The sequence below is a fragment of the Pseudoalteromonas sp. H105 genome, from assembly GCF_001469215.1.
GTDB lineage: Bacteria > Pseudomonadota > Gammaproteobacteria > Enterobacterales > Alteromonadaceae > Pseudoalteromonas.
Window position 1 is genome coordinate 365,717 of the sequence record NZ_LOFH01000002.1, and the last position, 16,224, is coordinate 381,940.

Below are 16,224 nucleotides of genomic sequence, written 5' to 3' on the forward strand. Positions count from 1 at the left end.
GTCAAAAGCATTGGATATTCAACAAATTATTGATAGAGCAGGGGTCAATCAACTAATCTCGGCATTTGATTTGTTGCCTGATATTTTATTTTGGGTAAAAGACACTGAAAGCCGGGTTCTTTTTGCTAATCAACATTTTATTGAACATCAGGGTTATAAAACGTTTGATCAAATAGCGTTCAAAACTGATTACGATTTTTCACCAAAACACCTCGCGTTCCAATATGTAAACGATGACAAGCGAGTGATGTTGGGGGGAACTGTCACCGACAGGCTTGAATTAAACCACACATCAAATGGAGAACTAGCTTGGTTTTCTACATCTAAAAAAGCAATTTATTTGGATCAAGAAATTGTCGGAACTTATGGTGTTACACGCCACCTTCAAAAAACCTCTAAAGCCTTGTCTCATGTTAGGGCAATAGAAGGGCCGGTAGATTATATTCGCGAACATTATTCACGGCCTATCAACATAGAACACTTAGCGGATCTTGCTCATTTATCTGTGAGTGCATTAGAAAGGCGCTTCAAAAAACATTTAGCGAAAACGCCGAACCAATTTATTAACGAAATACGTTTAGAAAATGCACGAAAATTGTTAGTTGAAACACGTTTACCTATTTCACAAATAGCTTACCAATGTGGCTTTGCAGAACCCAGTTATTTTAGTAAACAATTTAGACGTTTATTTGGTGAAGTACCTTCACAAATGCGTGAAAACATTAACCGTTAGCGTAATTTCTAGCTAGTTGAATAGCCCCTTGCTCTGGTGAATACTTCGCATCACAAAGGTATCCTTTTATATTGGTGGATAAACAAGCGCTGATTTTATCTGCGACGCCACCGACTAGGGATATATCTGTAAATCCAAGCTGTACTAAATGTTCGATGTAACGGGTGGTGTAATCTGCAGCTTTTTGAATAATAGACTTAGCAATGGGGTCTTCATGCATAGCAAATACCAGTGGTGCGAAACATGCGAAATAAGCTGGTTTTTCGTTCATTGCACGTTGAGTTAACTGGTGTGCATTGGCAAACTTAGTCTGAGCTAAAAACTCCTCAATTAATGGCGTACTTGAAAAAAGGCCATCTAGCACTTCTAAAGTATGACGAAAAAGAGCAAGACCAATCCAACTACCGCTGGCACCATCACTTAAAAGCAGTCCATGGCCACCTAGTTCTGTTACTTGGTTATTATTAATTACACCAGCGCAAAAACCTGTACCCAGAATGATAATGGCGCCATTTTTACTTCCGTGTGCACCATGACAGGCTATATGTAAATCTGTAGAGAAATTAAATTGTGCAAAAGGATGCAACCATTCTGACATAGCAACTTTTGCGCTTTCAATGTTTGCCCCTGCAAGTCCCGCATAAGCATTGATAGAAGGCAATACAGAGGCGGGTAAATTTGCCTCTTTTAGTGCCTGCATTGTTGCATCAACAATAGATTCTTGTGCTATTTGTACTGACGTTGCAATATTTGCAGCACTACTTTGTGCTTGAGCGAGTAAATCGCCTCCTGCGTTTTCAAGCCTGACACGGCATTTTGTTCCGCCGCCATCAATACCCAAAAATAACTGTGGTTTTTTATCAATCATTTAATGCCTGCTTTTCAGTATTGTCTAAAATTTTACTTATCAATAATGGATTGATAAAGCCCTTGCTATTAAGTACGCCTGAGTGTGTATGAAGCGATACTAAATTGCCATCCGCGAGTTGCCATAGTTTAGCTGCGTTTTGGCTGGTTACACCACCACCTATAACGACTTCTATGTTATTTTGTGCCTCCTCAATGAGTTGTTCTAATTGATATATGTTATGCAATATAGGCTGATCTTCATTCCAATGATTGCCATTGGTTAGGACTCGGTCAATACCCAAATCAATAAGTTGCTTTATTGCTTGTTGTTTATTACTTATACAATCAAATGCGCGATGAAATGTTGTTTTTAAACCGTGCTTTTGTGCACATGACACAAGTTGTTGAGTTGCATTTTTATCTAATTCTGAACCACATATTGCGCCAAATACTACACCGGTTGCACCACAATCTGCTGCACTCATTATTTGAGAGATCATCGAATTTAATAGTGTTTTATTAACAGTAAACTTATTTGCTAAAGGTCTTATCATTACGAGAAGCTCACCGTGTGCAGGTATTTGTTGTGCACACATTTTGATTGCAGTACTTTCTGGTGTTAGCCCATCAAGATGCATTGCACTGCACAACTCAATTCTATTTGCTCCTCCGATAAATGCACTATTCAAATTAATAGGGAGGGTTATAAGGTTGTCGGAATTTATACAAATTTCTAAATTTTTACCTATCACTACGCTTCCTAAAAATAAATCATTTATTGTTTATAAATTATTTATTGCTTCACGTTACTTTAAAATAAACTATAAAACCCTTTTTAATTAATGATATAGCTATTTGTTTTTTGTGAATATAATACGTTTCACAGTAACTAGTTTAAGTTTTATCGGATTAAGACTATAAACCAATTCATAAAAAAATAGACGCTAAAATATACTCAACGCCGAATTTGTCTCAGTGTTCACCGAATTTCTATTATCGCTTTTAATGGTAAAACCCTATTCTGAGATTGTGATTTAACAACAAATTAACCTCTAAAATAATTTGTTATTTAGATATAAATAATATTTTTACTTTTGTTAAGCGTCACACGAAATAAGAACACACACAATGAATGGAGATAAACATGAACAATAATAATAGTTTAGAATCGCCAAACCTTCCTCGGCGGTTTATGAAGTCAGCTTTGCTGTTAGCGATAATCGCAAGCTCGAGTAATGCATTGGCGCAAAATCAAAATATCGAACAAGACGATGAAATAGAAGTTATAGAGGTGCGAGGTATTCGCTCTTCAATGGCAGAGAACCTAGCTATAAAACGTCTTTCAAATTCAATTGTTGATGCTATAACGGCTGAGGATATTGGTAAGTTCCCTGATAAAAATGTTGCGGACTCCTTGCAGCGTGTACCAGGTGTTGTGATCTCAAGAAGTGGTGGCGAAGGTGAAAATGTGAGTATTCGAGGGCTCTCATCTGACTTAACCCTTACTCAGTTAAACGGTAATTTTATTGCGTCGTCTCCGGGCTCTCCATCACGTTCCTTTAGTTATTCTTTATTACCATCAACCATGGTTAAGTCTGTTGAAGTATTTAAATCATCGGAAGCTAGATTAGATGAAGGTGGAGTAGGTGGAACAGTTATCCTTAATAGCCGAACACCCTTAGACATGAAAGCTAACTCTGGTGTATTGAATGTTGAGTATACTTACGCGGATGTTACAAAAGAGTATGAACCTAACTTTAGTGGTGTCTATTCTTGGAAAAATGAAGATGAAAACCTTGGTTTTTTACTTGGATACACTAATCAAGAACGTACAAACAGAACGTTAACCGGCAATATGTCAGGCGGCGGGGGGTGGCGCTGGGCAACGAGCAGTGATTTACCAGCAACAGATACTAATGGCAACGAAATCACAGATAGCACTCGACGTTTTGATGCATTAGAAGATGCATATGGCAACACATACGATGATGTTTGGGCGCCTCAAGTTGCTGGTGTTGGAATAACGCAAGAGGCCCGCGAGCGAGTTGGAATTCAAGCGACTTTTCAATGGCGGCCATCAGATAATTTAGAACTTACCTTTAATCATTTTCACTTTGAACTGGGCCAAGATCGCACGACATCTCAATTAATGATCCCAGAGTGGAAATACAATCCAGATTACTTAACGGGTGTTTTACTCGATGAAACAGGAACAATTGTTACCGGAATGGACTTTACCAGCGGGGCAGGTGGCAGTGAGGGTAATTTAGAGTTCCCTTGGATTTTAGGTAGCTATACAAAGGAAAAAGACACATCAGATACCTATGACTTTTCATTTGAATATGCAGGCGACGTGTTTGATTTAAGTGGTAAATTTGGTCGAACAGAAGCAAGTGGAGGGCCTTCTGAGTCATTTAATGCGGCTTATAAAAGTGGTCAACCAGCAAGCCGAAGTGATTCAGGCGTTAATGAAAATGCCGCATCGTTTGCAGGTTGGCGTTTAGGTGATCGCGTATCACTTTATGCAGATCCTGCGCTATTAGCAAACTTACAATCGGGCGTTGCAGGCGACCCCGATCCTGGCTCAACAGGCTCAAGCTTTATTGTCAGTGACTTGGTAGAAGATTACGGCCAATTGGATTTAGATTACCACATAGCTTATGGCATCGTAGATACAATTCGCGTGGGTGTTAAATATAGAAAAGCAAGCTTACACCGTGAAACGAACAATACATTTTTCATAACACAAGAGGGCGCTAACCGCATCGCGAGTGGAGATTTAGACCCATTCAGCCAAGGTGCGATTGACGAAGTAGCCTATCAATGGATTGGTGGAATGCCAAGCTTACAAGACGTGCTTAATGCAGAGTCAGAACAAAACATAGCGGGTGGTTTTGACGTTAATACTATGCCAAGTATCAACTGGCAAAAGTACCGCGATCTCGTTACCAGTGAATACGCTAAATATACCAGACGAGAGCCTGATTTTGTATTTGATATTGAAGAAGAAATCACAGCAGCTTATTTACAAGCAGATTTTTCGTTTGGTGATTTCCGCGGTAATGTGGGTGTGCGTTATGTTGAAACACAAACCCAAATCATGTCGTCAGATAAGATTAATTATTTCTTGGATGATATAAACGACGCAACTGGCGAAGACATCTTGGGCGATGAACGTTTAGTTGATGTTGAAACAATGACAACACGCAGTGTAAAAGATGAGCGATTTCTACCTAGTTTAAATCTGGTCTGGGAAGCAAATGACTCATTTGTAGTTAGAGCCGCTGCAGCTAAAACCATGTCACGAGCGCCTTTTAATGATTTAGGTGCGCCAGAACAACTCACTTTTATATCGCAAGAATGGGCTGATGATCGCCTTGAGTTTAGAGGTAACCCAGTTGATCAAGGATGGAGTGGCTCGGGCGGCAATAAAGCCCTTGAACCATTTGAATCAGTACAATTAGATTTGTCGGCTGAATATTACTATGGTGTTGGCTCTGCCGTTGGTGTTGCTTTATTTAATAAAGATGTTGATAACTTTATTGTGCCATTAATTATAACCTCAGAACGACCATATGAAGGCTTCACAAACCCATTCACAAATGAAGAAATAGTGCCTGCAGGTAATATCACCGTTACTCCATTCACTACAACAGCAAATGGTACTAATGCAACATCTCGCGGTATCGAAATTTTTGCACAACATTCTTTTGAAAATGGTTTTGGGATCAATGCAAACTACACCTTGAATGATACTAACCAAGCTGATGTTAGCGTGGATGGCGAGAAAGTTGGTGAATCTGCACTTGTTGGTAGCGCAGATGATCAATTTAACTTTTCTGCATACTTTGAAAATCAAGACTACAGCGTTAGAGCTTCTTATAACCGTCGAGGAAAAATGGCATTAGGCCTTGCAGATGGCTTAACAGTTTCACAAGAACCCTATCAACAAGTTGATTTGAACGCGTCTTATAACATTATAGAAAATCTAATTCTGTCTGTATCGGTAATCAACTTAACCAAGGAAGAAGCGCGTACTTATTATGGTGACGATAGTAAAGATCGCTTGCGTAGTAGTAGTTACAGCGGACGTAGATACTATGCCGGCATGACTTATCGTTTTTAAAACCATATCAATAAGTACATGTTAATACACTAATAAAATAAGCTGCCTATGCCATAAAAAATAACGACTAGGGCAAGTTAGTGTGTAAACAATACCTGAATTTTTAAGGCACTATTATGAATAAACTAAAATTTTTTAAACTTGTAGGGGCTCCTATTCTCGCTGCTGGATTATTAAGTGGCTGTGGAGGAGGGAGTAACGATCCTCAAAAAGAGGATGTTCCTGTTACACCCGATGTGACATATGCAGAAATTGCTGGTTCAGTAGTAAAAGGTTCAATTGCAAACGCAGATATATCAGTAAGTACATTAAATGGTACTGAGCTAATAATTAGTGGCACTCAATTTACAGACAATGAGGGAAAGTTTTTTGTCGAATTGGCATCAGCCCCAGGCTTTGGAATTAACACCACAGTTAAGCTAAATGTTGTAACGAGTGAGAGCTCAACTATGTTGTGCGACGCTTTGCAGTGTGGTGAGACAGACTTTGCACAGTTAACAGCAGAAGGAGCAATTACAGGAAACACCTTTACCACTTTAGGTCAATTATCTGTTGATTATGGTAATACAAACAATGGCGTAGAGGATGCAACACTCCAAGCTAATGCACTTACCACACTTGCAACACAATTATTAGAACAACAGATTAATGAAGGTAAGAATGTATCAACACCAGAATTGATGGTATTAGCACAAAGTCAGGTGTCTGATCTGTTATTAAGAGTGTTAGGTTGGAACACAAGTAACAGTAATGTATTTACAACACCGGTGATTGGTGCAGATAAACTTGAAAACTTTATTGAGGGTGAAAACTGCGAAGAAAATGATGCTGGTGAGCAGATCTGTTCAATTAAATATGCGGATGAAAAAACCATTAAATTGTCTTTACTTAATGCATCATTTGCTCAATTTAATGACACTCAAACATTAAAAACAGTTTTAGATTCTGCTCAGCAGAATATTCAGTTGGCACTCGCAGAGGATAGCGTTGCTTTAGAGACGCTTCGTCAAACAACATTTGATGCTATCAGTATTCATCCGTTAACAGAACAACTTGGATTAACGGCTGATGTAATTGTAGATGTATCACTGTCATTATTTGATGAACCCGTATCAACGGGACCATTACAAGAGGTGACAACACAAGCAAATTTAGCGGGTGCTGTTTACACAGCAAGAAATGCAATAAGTGATGCCGAGGATGCAGTAAAGGCATTTGATTCAAATATTGATACTAAATGGCTTGACCACAATGATTGGTTAGGTGCACCTACTGAGGATGATCCTTCGTGGATACAGGTTGATTTTACAAATCCTCATGCAGTGAACAGTCTATTTATTACCAGTGCTAATGATGCTCCTGAGCGAGACCCTGAAAACTTCACAATCTTAGGATCGAATGATGCTGGAGAAACATGGTCAAATCTTGCCAGCTTTGTCGGTGCATCATTTGATGAACGTCTTTTGCGACAAGAGTTCAGCTTTACTAATGCTCAAAAATTTAAAAGCTATCGCATTAACATAACAAAGAACAAAAATAATGATGGCTTAGTTCAGTTATCAGATATTCAAATGGTTGGCCCAGTGTTTAATAGTGTTGACCATACGAATGAAATGAATGGCGCAGCAACGGCTCGATACAGCATTGGCGATGCAGAAAACCAAGATAAGGCATTTGATAACGACCCGTCGACTAAATGGCTTGATCATAATGACTGGAACGGCGCTCCAACCGAAGCGGATCCATCGTGGATACAAATGGATTTTGACAGTGCTGTTGCCGTTGATACGTTAGCGATTACAAGTGCTAATGATGCGCCAGAGCGCGATCCAGAAAACTTTACATTATTTGCTTCAAATGATGGCGGAACAATTTGGCGTAAACTTGCAAATTGGGTAGGTGAATCATTTGATGAACGAGCGCAAAGAAGATCTTTTACATTTCAAAATCAATTAGCATTTACAAGCTACCGACTAGAAATCAGTAAAAATAAGACTAATGATGGGTTGCTACAAATAGCGAATATAGACTTAATCGGCCCTGTGAATCCAGGTTTAGATCACAGCAAAGCAGATGGCGTGAAGTATAGTGCGCGCTATAGTATTAGCGACAGTGAAAGTGCTGCTCAAGCCTTTGATAATGACGTTAACACAAAATGGCTTGACCACAATGATTGGCAAGGCGCACCTACTGATGAAGACCCTGCTTGGATTCAAATCCAGTTACCACAGGAAAAAGCGGTGAATGCATTATCAATAACCAGTGCTGGCGATGCACCAGAGCGTGATCCGGAATCGTTTAGTATTTTGGGTTCTAATAATGCAGAAGATTGGGTTAATTTAGCTTCGTGGGTAGGTGAAACATTTGAGCAGCGTTATGAACAAAAAAACCTCACATTTAGTAATGCAGTAGCTTATCGCTATTATCGTCTTTCAGTGAGTAAAAATGCGAATAATGATGGTTTGGTACAAATTGCTGAAATTGCAACGGTTGGCCCTGATTATGCCTACACAGACTTAAGTCGCTTGCCTGATGCTATTTACAGCGCTCGCTATAGCATTGGTGATGGTGAAAGTGCTGATAAAGCGTTTGATAGTGATGTTAATACAAAATGGCTTGATCACAATGAGTGGCAAGGTGCACCTACAACTGATGACCCTTCCTGGATACAAGTAGATTTTACTCAAAAACAAGTTGTTAGCGGCCTAGCTATTACAAGTGCAAATGATGCGCCAGAGCGTGACCCAGAAAACTTTAGTTTACTGGGCTCAAATGATGGTGGAGAGACATGGGTTGAAGTTGCAGCATGGGTAGGAGAAAGCTGGGATACCCGTTTTGAACGCCGTAGTTTTGATTTCGCTAACGGTTTTGGCTATTTAAGCTATCGTTTAAACATTAGTAAAAATGCAAACAATGATGGGCTCGTTCAAATCGCAGAAATTGAGTTACTTGGCTTAGGGCAGTAATTTTAACAGGCCAAAGGCCAGAGCTTATTCTGGCCTTTTTTATTATGGATGAGAAGCTAGGTTAAAGAATGAATACTAAGCGAACATTTTTAAAACAATCAATTACAACTTTACTTGCGTTAGGTGCCTCAACATTAACGAGTAAAAGTATGGCAGAGTCTGCGCTTTTATCATTCAATAGCGATAGGACTATAATACGGGATATACCTATTGTAGTCTCGACATGGGAACATGGTTTAGCGGCAAATAATGCTGCGTGGAAAGTGCTTGCTGAACAAGGAAAAGCGATTGATGCCGTTGAAGCTGGTGTTAGAATCCCTGAAGCGGACCCAGATGTGATGACAGTTGGGTATGGTGGTTACCCTGATCGAGAAGGTAACGTTACATTAGACGCATGTATTATGGATGAAAACCAAAACTGTGGTTCAGTGGCCTATCTGCAAAATATAAAACACCCAATTTCAGTTGCTCGTCTTGTAATGGACAAAACACCGCATGTGATGTTGGTTGGTGAAGGCGCGCTGCAATTTGCTAAAACACAGGGATTTTTAGAGGAAAACTTACTCACAGCAAACGCCAAGAAAGCCTGGCAAGATTGGCGGGTGGAATCAAAATACGCACCTGTTATCAATATTGAAAATCATGACACCATAGGTATGTTAGCACTAGATAGTCATGGTGACTTATCAGGAGCATGTACCACTAGTGGTGCAGCTTTCAAAATGGCAGGGCGAGTAGGTGATTCACCTATTATTGGGGCTGGCTTATATGTAGACAATGACATTGGTGCTGCGACAGCAACTGGAATGGGCGAATTAATGATGAAAACTGTTGGCTGTCACCTTGTAGTCGAAATGATGCGCCAAGGAATGTCACCAACAGATGCATGCAAGGCAGCTGTTGAACGTATTGCCAGCAAGTTAGGTGATTATAAGCGATTTCAGGTAGGGTTCTTAGCATTAAATAAAACGGGTGATTATGGATCATACTGTATTCAACCGGGCTTTAATTATGCCGTTAAATCAAAACATGAAAATAAATTAATCGATGCCAATAGCTTGGTTTAGTCATAGCATTAAATAATTTAATAGTCGGGCTAAACTTTAGCTTTATAAAGCCTTAATCTTAGCAACTAAGGCGCATTTCGTTGTGATGGGGCGCTTTTAAAGTCACCGACCATATCATTTGGGTTAACCTCTTGTTTATATTGGTGTGTTGCTGATGCCCACCACATTAACTGGTTAAATGTACGGCTGTAGTAGTTCACCCATGCACTTTTGTCTTCAGTTGCTTGCACTGAGCCATCTTCGTCAAATACTTCCTGAGCTTTAGGAATATGGATCATTGCTGAGACTGATAAACAACCAAGTTCAGCTAAAAATGTACGCATACCAACCGCTGCACGCATGCCGCCCCATTGTCCTGCTGAATAGGTAACAATCGCGCTTGGTTTGTATGAAAATGATGAGCTGGCAAAATGGTTCAGTAAGTTAGCAAGTGCAGGGCTCATAGAGTGGTTGTATTCAGGGCTTACCATAATGTAACCATCCGCTGCTGCTATTTTTTCTGCAAGGGTGTTGAGCGGCTCAGGAGCTTTACCTTTGGCATAGGCGAATTGCGGTTTAAACACAGGTTCTAGTGAATAATCTAGTGGGTCAATTAATTCAAATTGGTGTTCTGAATAAGTGTTTTGCAAATAACTAAGAGTAGATTTCGCAACGCGTAAACCTAATCTTGCTGGCTTTGGTGGGGTACTGTCGCGTACTGTGCCTAAAAAAATAAGAAATTTCATCCTTTATACTCCTGTTCGTCATTTTAGAATACAGAAAAGTGCTTTTAAATGCTCTCTAGTAAGCAGCCTAAACGTTTATTTGTAAATTACCTTATCATACAGGAGAAAACATTTTGCCTGCTTTAGATTAAAGCTATTTCACTATTTATGAAAAATAAGTGAGCTAGTAAATAGTGTTGATATAATATAACATTGCTGTGAGTGTTTAACTAAAGAGCCCAAAAAATGAATAAAAAACTGCCCGTCACAGTTTTATCTGGCTTTCTCGGCGCTGGTAAAACAACCGTGCTAAGCCATATTTTAAATCACCGAGATAATTTAAAAGTGGCTGTCATCGTAAATGACATGAGCGATATTAATATCGATGCTGCGGTTATTAAAAATGAAGTGTCACTTAACCACAGCAATGAAAAACTAGTAGAGATGAGTAATGGTTGTATTTGTTGTACCTTAAGAGAAGACCTTCTAATAGAAGTTACAAAGCTTGCCAATCAAGGGCAATTTGATTATTTAGTCATTGAGTCGACAGGTATCTCAGAGCCTCTACCTGTTGCTGAAACGTTTACGTTTGCCGATGAAAATAATGTCTCTTTATCAGATGTAGCACGATTAGACTCAATGGTGACAGTTGTTGATGCTGTTAATTTTCTACGAGATTATGAGCAAGCTCAATTACTGCATGAAGTCGGGGAGTCTTTGGGCGAAGAAGATGAACGTAGCATTACTGATTTGCTTGTCGATCAAGTTGAGTTTGCAGATGTTATTTTGATTAGTAAGACTGATTTGGTTAGCGAAAATCAGGTTTCTCAGCTCACCGCAATCTTAAAAACCCTTAATACACAGGCTAAGATTATTCCTATAACGGCTGGTAATGTTGCGATAGAAGAAATTTTGAATACAGGTTTATTCGATTTTGATAAAGCAAATCAAGCACCTGGCTGGTTAAAAGAAATGCGAGGTGAGCATATCCCAGAGACACAAGAGTACGGAATAAGCAGTTTTAATTATGTTGCACATAAACCTTTTGATCCTAATAAGTTTTATCAGTTCCTACACTCTACTGAGCAATATGGCAAATTGCTTCGTTCAAAAGGTTATTTTTGGCTAGCAACACGGCCTGATTTTTGTGGTCAGTGGAATCAAGCAGGCGGCATTGCCGATCATGGTTTTGCAGGCATGTTTTATAAAGCTTTGCCTAAAAGTGAATGGCCGACTGATGAAGAAACGTTAGCTGAAATTAATGAAAAATGGCAAGAGCCATTTGGTGATATGCGCCAAGAGTTAGTATTTATAGGACAGTCATTAAATAAAAGTGCGATGAAAGGCGCGCTTGATGCTTGTTTATTAAACGATGATATTTTGCTTAAAGGCAAAGAGTTTTGGGCATCGTTAAATGATCCATTTCCAGTATGGGAGGAAGATGTATGAATTCCCTTGCAACTGCTACAATAGCTGAAGATATTTTAGAGCGTCGTGCGGCTATAGATACTCAACCCAGTATATTTGCTGATATTTATCAACCCGATGTAAACATTGTTATTTGGCAAAGACAACTTGCTGACACACTTTGTGCGGCTGTCGATAACCTAATAAATACCAAGCAATTAAAACCAGTAGAAATAGCGGTTACACCCGAGAATACATATGACGAGCTCACTGGTATTCTCGGTGATTCTGAAGCTGCATCAATTTTGAGCCAAGATATTGCGTTGCAAGTGGATATGTTTTGTTGTTTGTTTGATTTAAAAAGAGCAGGCTTACGCTTAACCATGCTCGACAAAGCGATGTGCCCACGTTTTCACGTTGATAAAATACCGTGTAGATTAGTTTCAACCTACCAAGGCGTTGCTACTGAGTGGCTTGCACTTGAGCATGTTGATCGGACTAAGTTAGGTGCTGGCAATAATGGTCTTAAGGATGAAGACTCGGGTTTATTTGATAAATCTGAGCATATACAACAATTAACCCAAGGTGATGTTGCATTATTAAAAGGAGAGAATTGGCAAGATACAGAAGGCGCCGGTTTAGTTCATCGCTCTCCAGCAGTAAAAAATAATACTCAGCGTGTTTTATTAACGTTGGACTTTATGTAGTAATACCGATTCGCTTAATTAAGTGATCTATTTTGAGGATGGAAAAACGTGTTGATAGCTAGGCAAAAAATTTGCTATTTAGTTGTTCTAAATGAAAATTTTATAACGCAGGTAGCGACATGTTCAGCCCCGCAAAATGATTAAGTAGTATTGCGGATTGGTATAAAAATGAGCCCGAATAATTAACAACAAAAGGGCGCAGTGAAGCGCCCTTTGATTAAACATTAATTTTTGTGAAAGCTATTTTTTCTCTTCGTCAGGCAGAGTGACGTTAAGCTCTAGTACGGCTAAATCATCTTCATTTTGATCAAACTGAACTTGTACTGCATCTGTGCTCACATTGACATATTTACGTATCACATCAAGAATGTCTTGTTTTAACTGTGGTAGGTAATCGGGTGTACCACGTTGTGAGCGCTCATGCGCAACAATGATCTGCAAACGCTCTTTTGCCAAAGATGCGGTGTTTTTCTTTTCTGAGCGGAAGTAGTCAAGTAAAGCCACATTAACCTCCAAATATCCGTTTAAATAACCCTTTTTTCTCAACTTCTAAGAAGCGAAAGTCGACAGTCTCACCTAATAAACGCTCAATTGCATCGGCGTAGGCTAAACCAGCATCAGATTCAGAGTCTAAGATAACAGGCTGACCCGAGTTTGAGGCACTAAGTACCGCTTGAGACTCTGGTATCACACCCAATAATGGTATTGATAGAATGTCTTGTACATCCTCAACAGATAGCATTTCGCCTTTTTCAACACGCTCAGGGTTGTAACGCGTAAGTAAAAGGTGTTCCTTGATATTCTCAAGGCCTTCTTCAGCACGTTTAGACTTACTGTGTAAAATACCTAAAATACGGTCGGAATCGCGAACAGATGATACTTCAGGGTTCGTCGTTACGATTGCTTCATCAGCAAAATACATCGCCATCATTGCACCAGCTTCAATCCCGGCCGGTGAATCACACACAATGTAGTCAAAATCTTTTTTCAGCTCGTTAAGCACGCGCTCCACGCCATCACGCGTAAGTGCATCTTTGTCACGAGTCTGTGAAGCGGGAAGTAAAAATAACTTCTCTACACGCTTATCTTTAATCAACGCTTGGTTAAGGTTAGCTTCACCGTTAATTACGTTTACAAAATCATACACGACTCGACGCTCGCAACCCATGATTAAATCAAGGTTTCGTAAGCCAATATCAAAGTCAATGATAACTGTTTTATAGCCTTTAAGAGCTAAACCTGTGCCGATTGCAGCACTTGACGTAGTTTTACCTACACCACCTTTACCCGAAGTAACGACAATTATTTTTGCCATAAGATTTATCCTTTAACCAAAGCTGAAATTTCTAAAGATTCGTTTTTTTGTTGTATCTGCACAGCCTGTCCCCAGTGTTCACCCTGCAATGAATCACTGATCCAGTAATTACCATCAATTGATACCAATTCGGCTTCTAATTTTTGGCAAAAAATGTGCGCTTCTTTTAAACCTTGTGCGCCAGCAATTACGCGGCCACGGAGTGTGCCGTAGATATGTACGTTGCCATCAGCAATAACCTCAGCACCATGGCTCACAGCGCCAAGTACAATAAGGTCTCGGTCTTTTGCGTAGACTTGTTGCCCTGAACGAACCGTGCCATTAATTATTTGTGCAGGTAGGTGTACGGCTTTTTCAACAATTGACGTGTTAGGTTCCTGTTTAACAGGTTCACTCTTAACGTCTTGTGAATAATTTAAAACAGATAAACCTGCTGATTTAGCGAGTGTATGTTGTTCATCGGAGCCATTACATACACCAACAGCATTAAAGTTGAGCCGCTCAATTAATGATTTAAGATGCGCAAAGTCTATTTCGCTGTTCTTAACTTCAATTAAGTTAACAACAATAGGCGCGCCTTCAAAAAACCGTGGGGCTTGCGATATTTTTATGTAAAGTTGTTCTGCTAAAAGGTTAATATCAGTGCTGTACAGGTGTAAGACTGATAGCGTGAATAGATTTCCCTTTAACTCAAAAATTTGGTCCGACATATACACTCAGTTGTATTATTTTATTAGAAATTAAATCTAAATAAACAAAGCCCAAATAGGGCCTAAATTATGTGGATTAACTTGAAATTTCTAATCTATTTTTTCTAACTTATTATTACTCTCATGGTATAGTGTGCCGCACTGTTACGCAAGAATTTATAGGGTCATAATGCTCACTGCGGTATATAAAAGTAAGAAAAAAGCGGATACCTTTCTTTTTGTCGAAAAAAGAGATGATTTTAGCAAGGTACCTGAACCTCTAATGGGGATGTTTGGTAAACCTGTTTATGTCATGCTAATTAACTTGGCAAAACGAGAGCATTTAGGTGGCGCTGATTTAAATACAGTTAAGCAAGCGTTAACAGAAGATGGGTTTTACTTGCAGCTTCCACCACCTGAAGATAATTTACTTTGCGAGTTTAAAAAACAAAATGGAGTTGAGAGTGACTAAAAAAGTATTAACAAAATTGGCCGCTATTATTTGCAGTGCGTGCATAAGCACATCGGCACTGGCCAATACTCAAGCAAAATTTGATGAATATGTTGCAAACCTTAAACAAGAAGCTGCTCAAAAAGGCTATGACAGCCAATTGATTGAAGCGGCATTTGCAACGGCTAAGTTTAAGAAAAAAGTAATTTCAGCGGATAAAAACCAGCCTGAGGTGAAAGAAACCCTTGAAACTTACTTACCAAAACGTGTTCCGCAATGGAAAATAGATCGTGCCCGTAAATTATATGCTGAAAATAAAGACATTTTAGAGCAAGTTGCCGACGAGTTCGGCGTGCAAGCGCGCTTTATTGTTGCACTTTGGGGGCTTGAAAGTAACTTTGGCAAAATTCAAGGTGGGCATAATGTTATTTCATCAGTGGTAACATTGGCGTTTGATGGCCGCCGCGAAACCATGTACAAAAACCAACTGTGGGCTGCGCTGGATATTTTAGAAGCAGGGCATATTACGCTAGATAAATTCAAAGGGTCGTGGGCTGGTGCAATGGGCCAAACGCAATTTATGCCAACCTCATTTAATGCCTACGCGGTTGATTATGATAAGGATGGCCGTAAAGACATTTGGACCACACAGGCTGATGCCTTTGCATCAATCGCAAATTACTTAAAACAAGCAGGTTGGAATGACGATCTAACCTGGGGGCGCCAAGTTAAGCTACCAGATGGCTTTGATAAAAACTATGTATTAAAACGCGGCACGCGCACCCGTAAGCAATGGCTAGAATACTGGGCTGACTCAGAGCGTTCATTGGCTGACTGGCAAGCACTTGGCCTACGTAAAATGGATGGCACAGACCTTCCAAATGTTGAAGTGACAGCCGCTCTCGTCATGCCAGATGACATGGGCGGGCGCATGTACCTTGCATATGATAACTATAAATCACTGATGCATTGGAACCGTTCATACTACTTCGCCACCAGCGTTGGCTACTTATCAGACCGCATTGGTTACCCAGCGATTTAGTAAATTATTGGGTGATAGATTGCTAGGATCTAGGTAACTAGGTGCTAGGGTGTTTGCACAAAGCGCGAGTATATCTCGCGCTTTTGTTTATAAAGAATATAAGCGAGCTAGGAGCGGTAAGCTTTAAGTTGTAAGCTCGGAGTTAAATTTGGCTATGTAGGTTGGGTA

At 39.7% G+C, this 16,224-nt stretch carries 14 protein-coding genes; 8 read left to right on the forward strand and 6 right to left on the reverse strand.

Annotated features, from left to right (window positions below):
• Positions 1–10: 10 nt before the first annotated feature.
• Positions 11–733, forward strand: coding sequence for an AraC family transcriptional regulator (locus tag ATS75_RS05155; RefSeq protein ID WP_058559360.1), 723 nt, complete (start codon positions 11–13; stop codon positions 731–733).
• Here the strand turns inward: ATS75_RS05155 and ATS75_RS05160 are convergent.
• Both ATS75_RS05160 and ATS75_RS05165 read right to left on the reverse strand, forming a co-directional pair.
• Entirely contained in the window at positions 723–1,601 is an 879-nt protein-coding gene (locus tag ATS75_RS05160) for a BadF/BadG/BcrA/BcrD ATPase family protein (RefSeq protein WP_058559361.1), read from the reverse strand. The genes ATS75_RS05155 and ATS75_RS05160 overlap by 11 nt on opposite strands.
• Entirely contained in the window at positions 1,594–2,334 is a 741-nt protein-coding gene (locus ATS75_RS05165; protein ID WP_058559362.1) for a copper homeostasis protein CutC, read from the reverse strand. Before ATS75_RS05165 ends, ATS75_RS05160 begins: the two co-directional genes overlap by 8 nt.
• A 392-nt stretch (positions 2,335–2,726) precedes the next feature.
• Here ATS75_RS05165 and ATS75_RS05170 point away from each other — a divergent pair, with 392 nt between their 5' ends.
• The 3 genes from ATS75_RS05170 to ATS75_RS05180 all read left to right on the forward strand — a co-directional run bounded on the left by ATS75_RS05170 (position 2,727) and on the right by ATS75_RS05180 (position 9,741).
• Positions 2,727–5,708, forward strand: coding sequence for a TonB-dependent receptor (locus ATS75_RS05170; protein ID WP_082665406.1), 2,982 nt, complete (start codon positions 2,727–2,729; stop codon positions 5,706–5,708).
• 116 nt (positions 5,709–5,824) lie between these two features.
• Positions 5,825–8,674 (forward strand): discoidin domain-containing protein, encoded by a 2,850-nt coding sequence (locus tag ATS75_RS05175; protein WP_058559364.1) that lies wholly within the window; start codon positions 5,825–5,827, stop codon positions 8,672–8,674.
• A gap of 68 nt (positions 8,675–8,742) precedes the next feature.
• The gene (locus ATS75_RS05180) at positions 8,743–9,741 is read left to right on the forward strand and encodes an isoaspartyl peptidase/L-asparaginase family protein (protein WP_058559365.1); all 999 of its coding nucleotides are present in this window, start codon (positions 8,743–8,745) and stop codon (positions 9,739–9,741) included.
• Between the two features lie 65 nt (positions 9,742–9,806).
• Here ATS75_RS05180 and ATS75_RS05185 read toward each other — a convergent pair whose 3' ends face one another.
• The gene (locus tag ATS75_RS05185) at positions 9,807–10,466 is read right to left on the reverse strand and encodes an NADPH-dependent FMN reductase (protein WP_058559366.1); all 660 of its coding nucleotides are present in this window, start codon (positions 10,464–10,466) and stop codon (positions 9,807–9,809) included.
• A 225-nt stretch (positions 10,467–10,691) separates the two neighbouring features.
• Here ATS75_RS05185 and zigA point away from each other — a divergent pair, with 225 nt between their 5' ends.
• Together zigA and ATS75_RS05195 are read left to right on the forward strand one after the other, a co-directional pair.
• Positions 10,692–11,894, forward strand: coding sequence for a zinc metallochaperone GTPase ZigA (gene zigA / locus ATS75_RS05190; protein ID WP_058559367.1), 1,203 nt, complete (start codon positions 10,692–10,694; stop codon positions 11,892–11,894).
• A complete protein-coding gene (locus ATS75_RS05195; RefSeq protein ID WP_058559368.1) occupies positions 11,891–12,559 on the forward strand; it encodes a DUF1826 domain-containing protein in 669 nt (222 codons plus the stop codon). Before zigA ends, ATS75_RS05195 begins: the two co-directional genes overlap by 4 nt.
• Positions 12,560–12,799: 240 nt before the next feature.
• On the opposite strand, the gene minE is transcribed toward ATS75_RS05195, so the two are convergent.
• The 3 genes from minE to minC are packed head-to-tail and all read right to left on the reverse strand — an operon-like array spanning position 12,800 to position 14,584.
• Complete coding sequence (gene minE / locus ATS75_RS05200; protein ID WP_058559369.1) at positions 12,800–13,063, reverse strand: cell division topological specificity factor MinE; 264 nt, start codon at positions 13,061–13,063, stop codon at positions 12,800–12,802.
• A gap of 1 nt (position 13,064) precedes the next feature.
• A complete protein-coding gene (gene minD / locus ATS75_RS05205) occupies positions 13,065–13,874 on the reverse strand; it encodes a septum site-determining protein MinD (RefSeq protein ID WP_058559370.1) in 810 nt (269 codons plus the stop codon).
• 5 nt (positions 13,875–13,879) lie between these two features.
• The gene (gene minC / locus ATS75_RS05210; RefSeq protein WP_058559371.1) at positions 13,880–14,584 is read right to left on the reverse strand and encodes a septum site-determining protein MinC; all 705 of its coding nucleotides are present in this window, start codon (positions 14,582–14,584) and stop codon (positions 13,880–13,882) included.
• Positions 14,585–14,753: 169 nt separating this feature from the next.
• Between minC and ATS75_RS05215 the strand changes: the two genes are divergently transcribed.
• Together ATS75_RS05215 and ATS75_RS05220 are read left to right on the forward strand one after the other, a co-directional pair.
• Positions 14,754–15,035, forward strand: coding sequence for a YcgL domain-containing protein (locus tag ATS75_RS05215; protein ID WP_058559372.1), 282 nt, complete (start codon positions 14,754–14,756; stop codon positions 15,033–15,035).
• Positions 15,016–16,056 carry a lytic transglycosylase domain-containing protein gene (locus ATS75_RS05220; protein ID WP_058559373.1) on the forward strand — a complete coding sequence of 347 codons (1,041 nt, stop codon included), beginning with the start codon at positions 15,016–15,018 and terminating at the stop codon, positions 16,054–16,056. Before ATS75_RS05215 ends, ATS75_RS05220 begins: the two co-directional genes overlap by 20 nt.
• The last annotated feature ends 168 nt before the right edge of the window (positions 16,057–16,224 follow it).

Bases quoted from the DNA above. Each gene is read 5' to 3' on its own strand.
- ATS75_RS05160 (WP_058559361.1), bottom strand. From the start codon at position 1,601: ATGATTGATAAAAAACCACAGTTATTTTTGGGTATTGATGGCGGCGGA.
- minD (WP_058559370.1), bottom strand. From the start codon at position 13,874: ATGGCAAAAATAATTGTCGTTACTTCGGGTAAAGGTGGTGTAGGTAAA.
- zigA (WP_058559367.1), top strand. From the start codon at position 10,692: ATGAATAAAAAACTGCCCGTCACAGTTTTATCTGGCTTTCTCGGCGCT.
- ATS75_RS05215 (WP_058559372.1), top strand. From the start codon at position 14,754: ATGCTCACTGCGGTATATAAAAGTAAGAAAAAAGCGGATACCTTTCTT.
- minC (WP_058559371.1), bottom strand. From the start codon at position 14,584: ATGTCGGACCAAATTTTTGAGTTAAAGGGAAATCTATTCACGCTATCA.
- ATS75_RS05175 (WP_058559364.1), top strand. From the start codon at position 5,825: ATGAATAAACTAAAATTTTTTAAACTTGTAGGGGCTCCTATTCTCGCT.
- ATS75_RS05220 (WP_058559373.1), top strand. From the start codon at position 15,016: ATGGAGTTGAGAGTGACTAAAAAAGTATTAACAAAATTGGCCGCTATT.
- ATS75_RS05170 (WP_082665406.1), top strand. From the start codon at position 2,727: ATGAACAATAATAATAGTTTAGAATCGCCAAACCTTCCTCGGCGGTTT.
- ATS75_RS05195 (WP_058559368.1), top strand. From the start codon at position 11,891: ATGAATTCCCTTGCAACTGCTACAATAGCTGAAGATATTTTAGAGCGT.
- ATS75_RS05180 (WP_058559365.1), top strand. From the start codon at position 8,743: ATGAATACTAAGCGAACATTTTTAAAACAATCAATTACAACTTTACTT.
- ATS75_RS05185 (WP_058559366.1), bottom strand. From the start codon at position 10,466: ATGAAATTTCTTATTTTTTTAGGCACAGTACGCGACAGTACCCCACCA.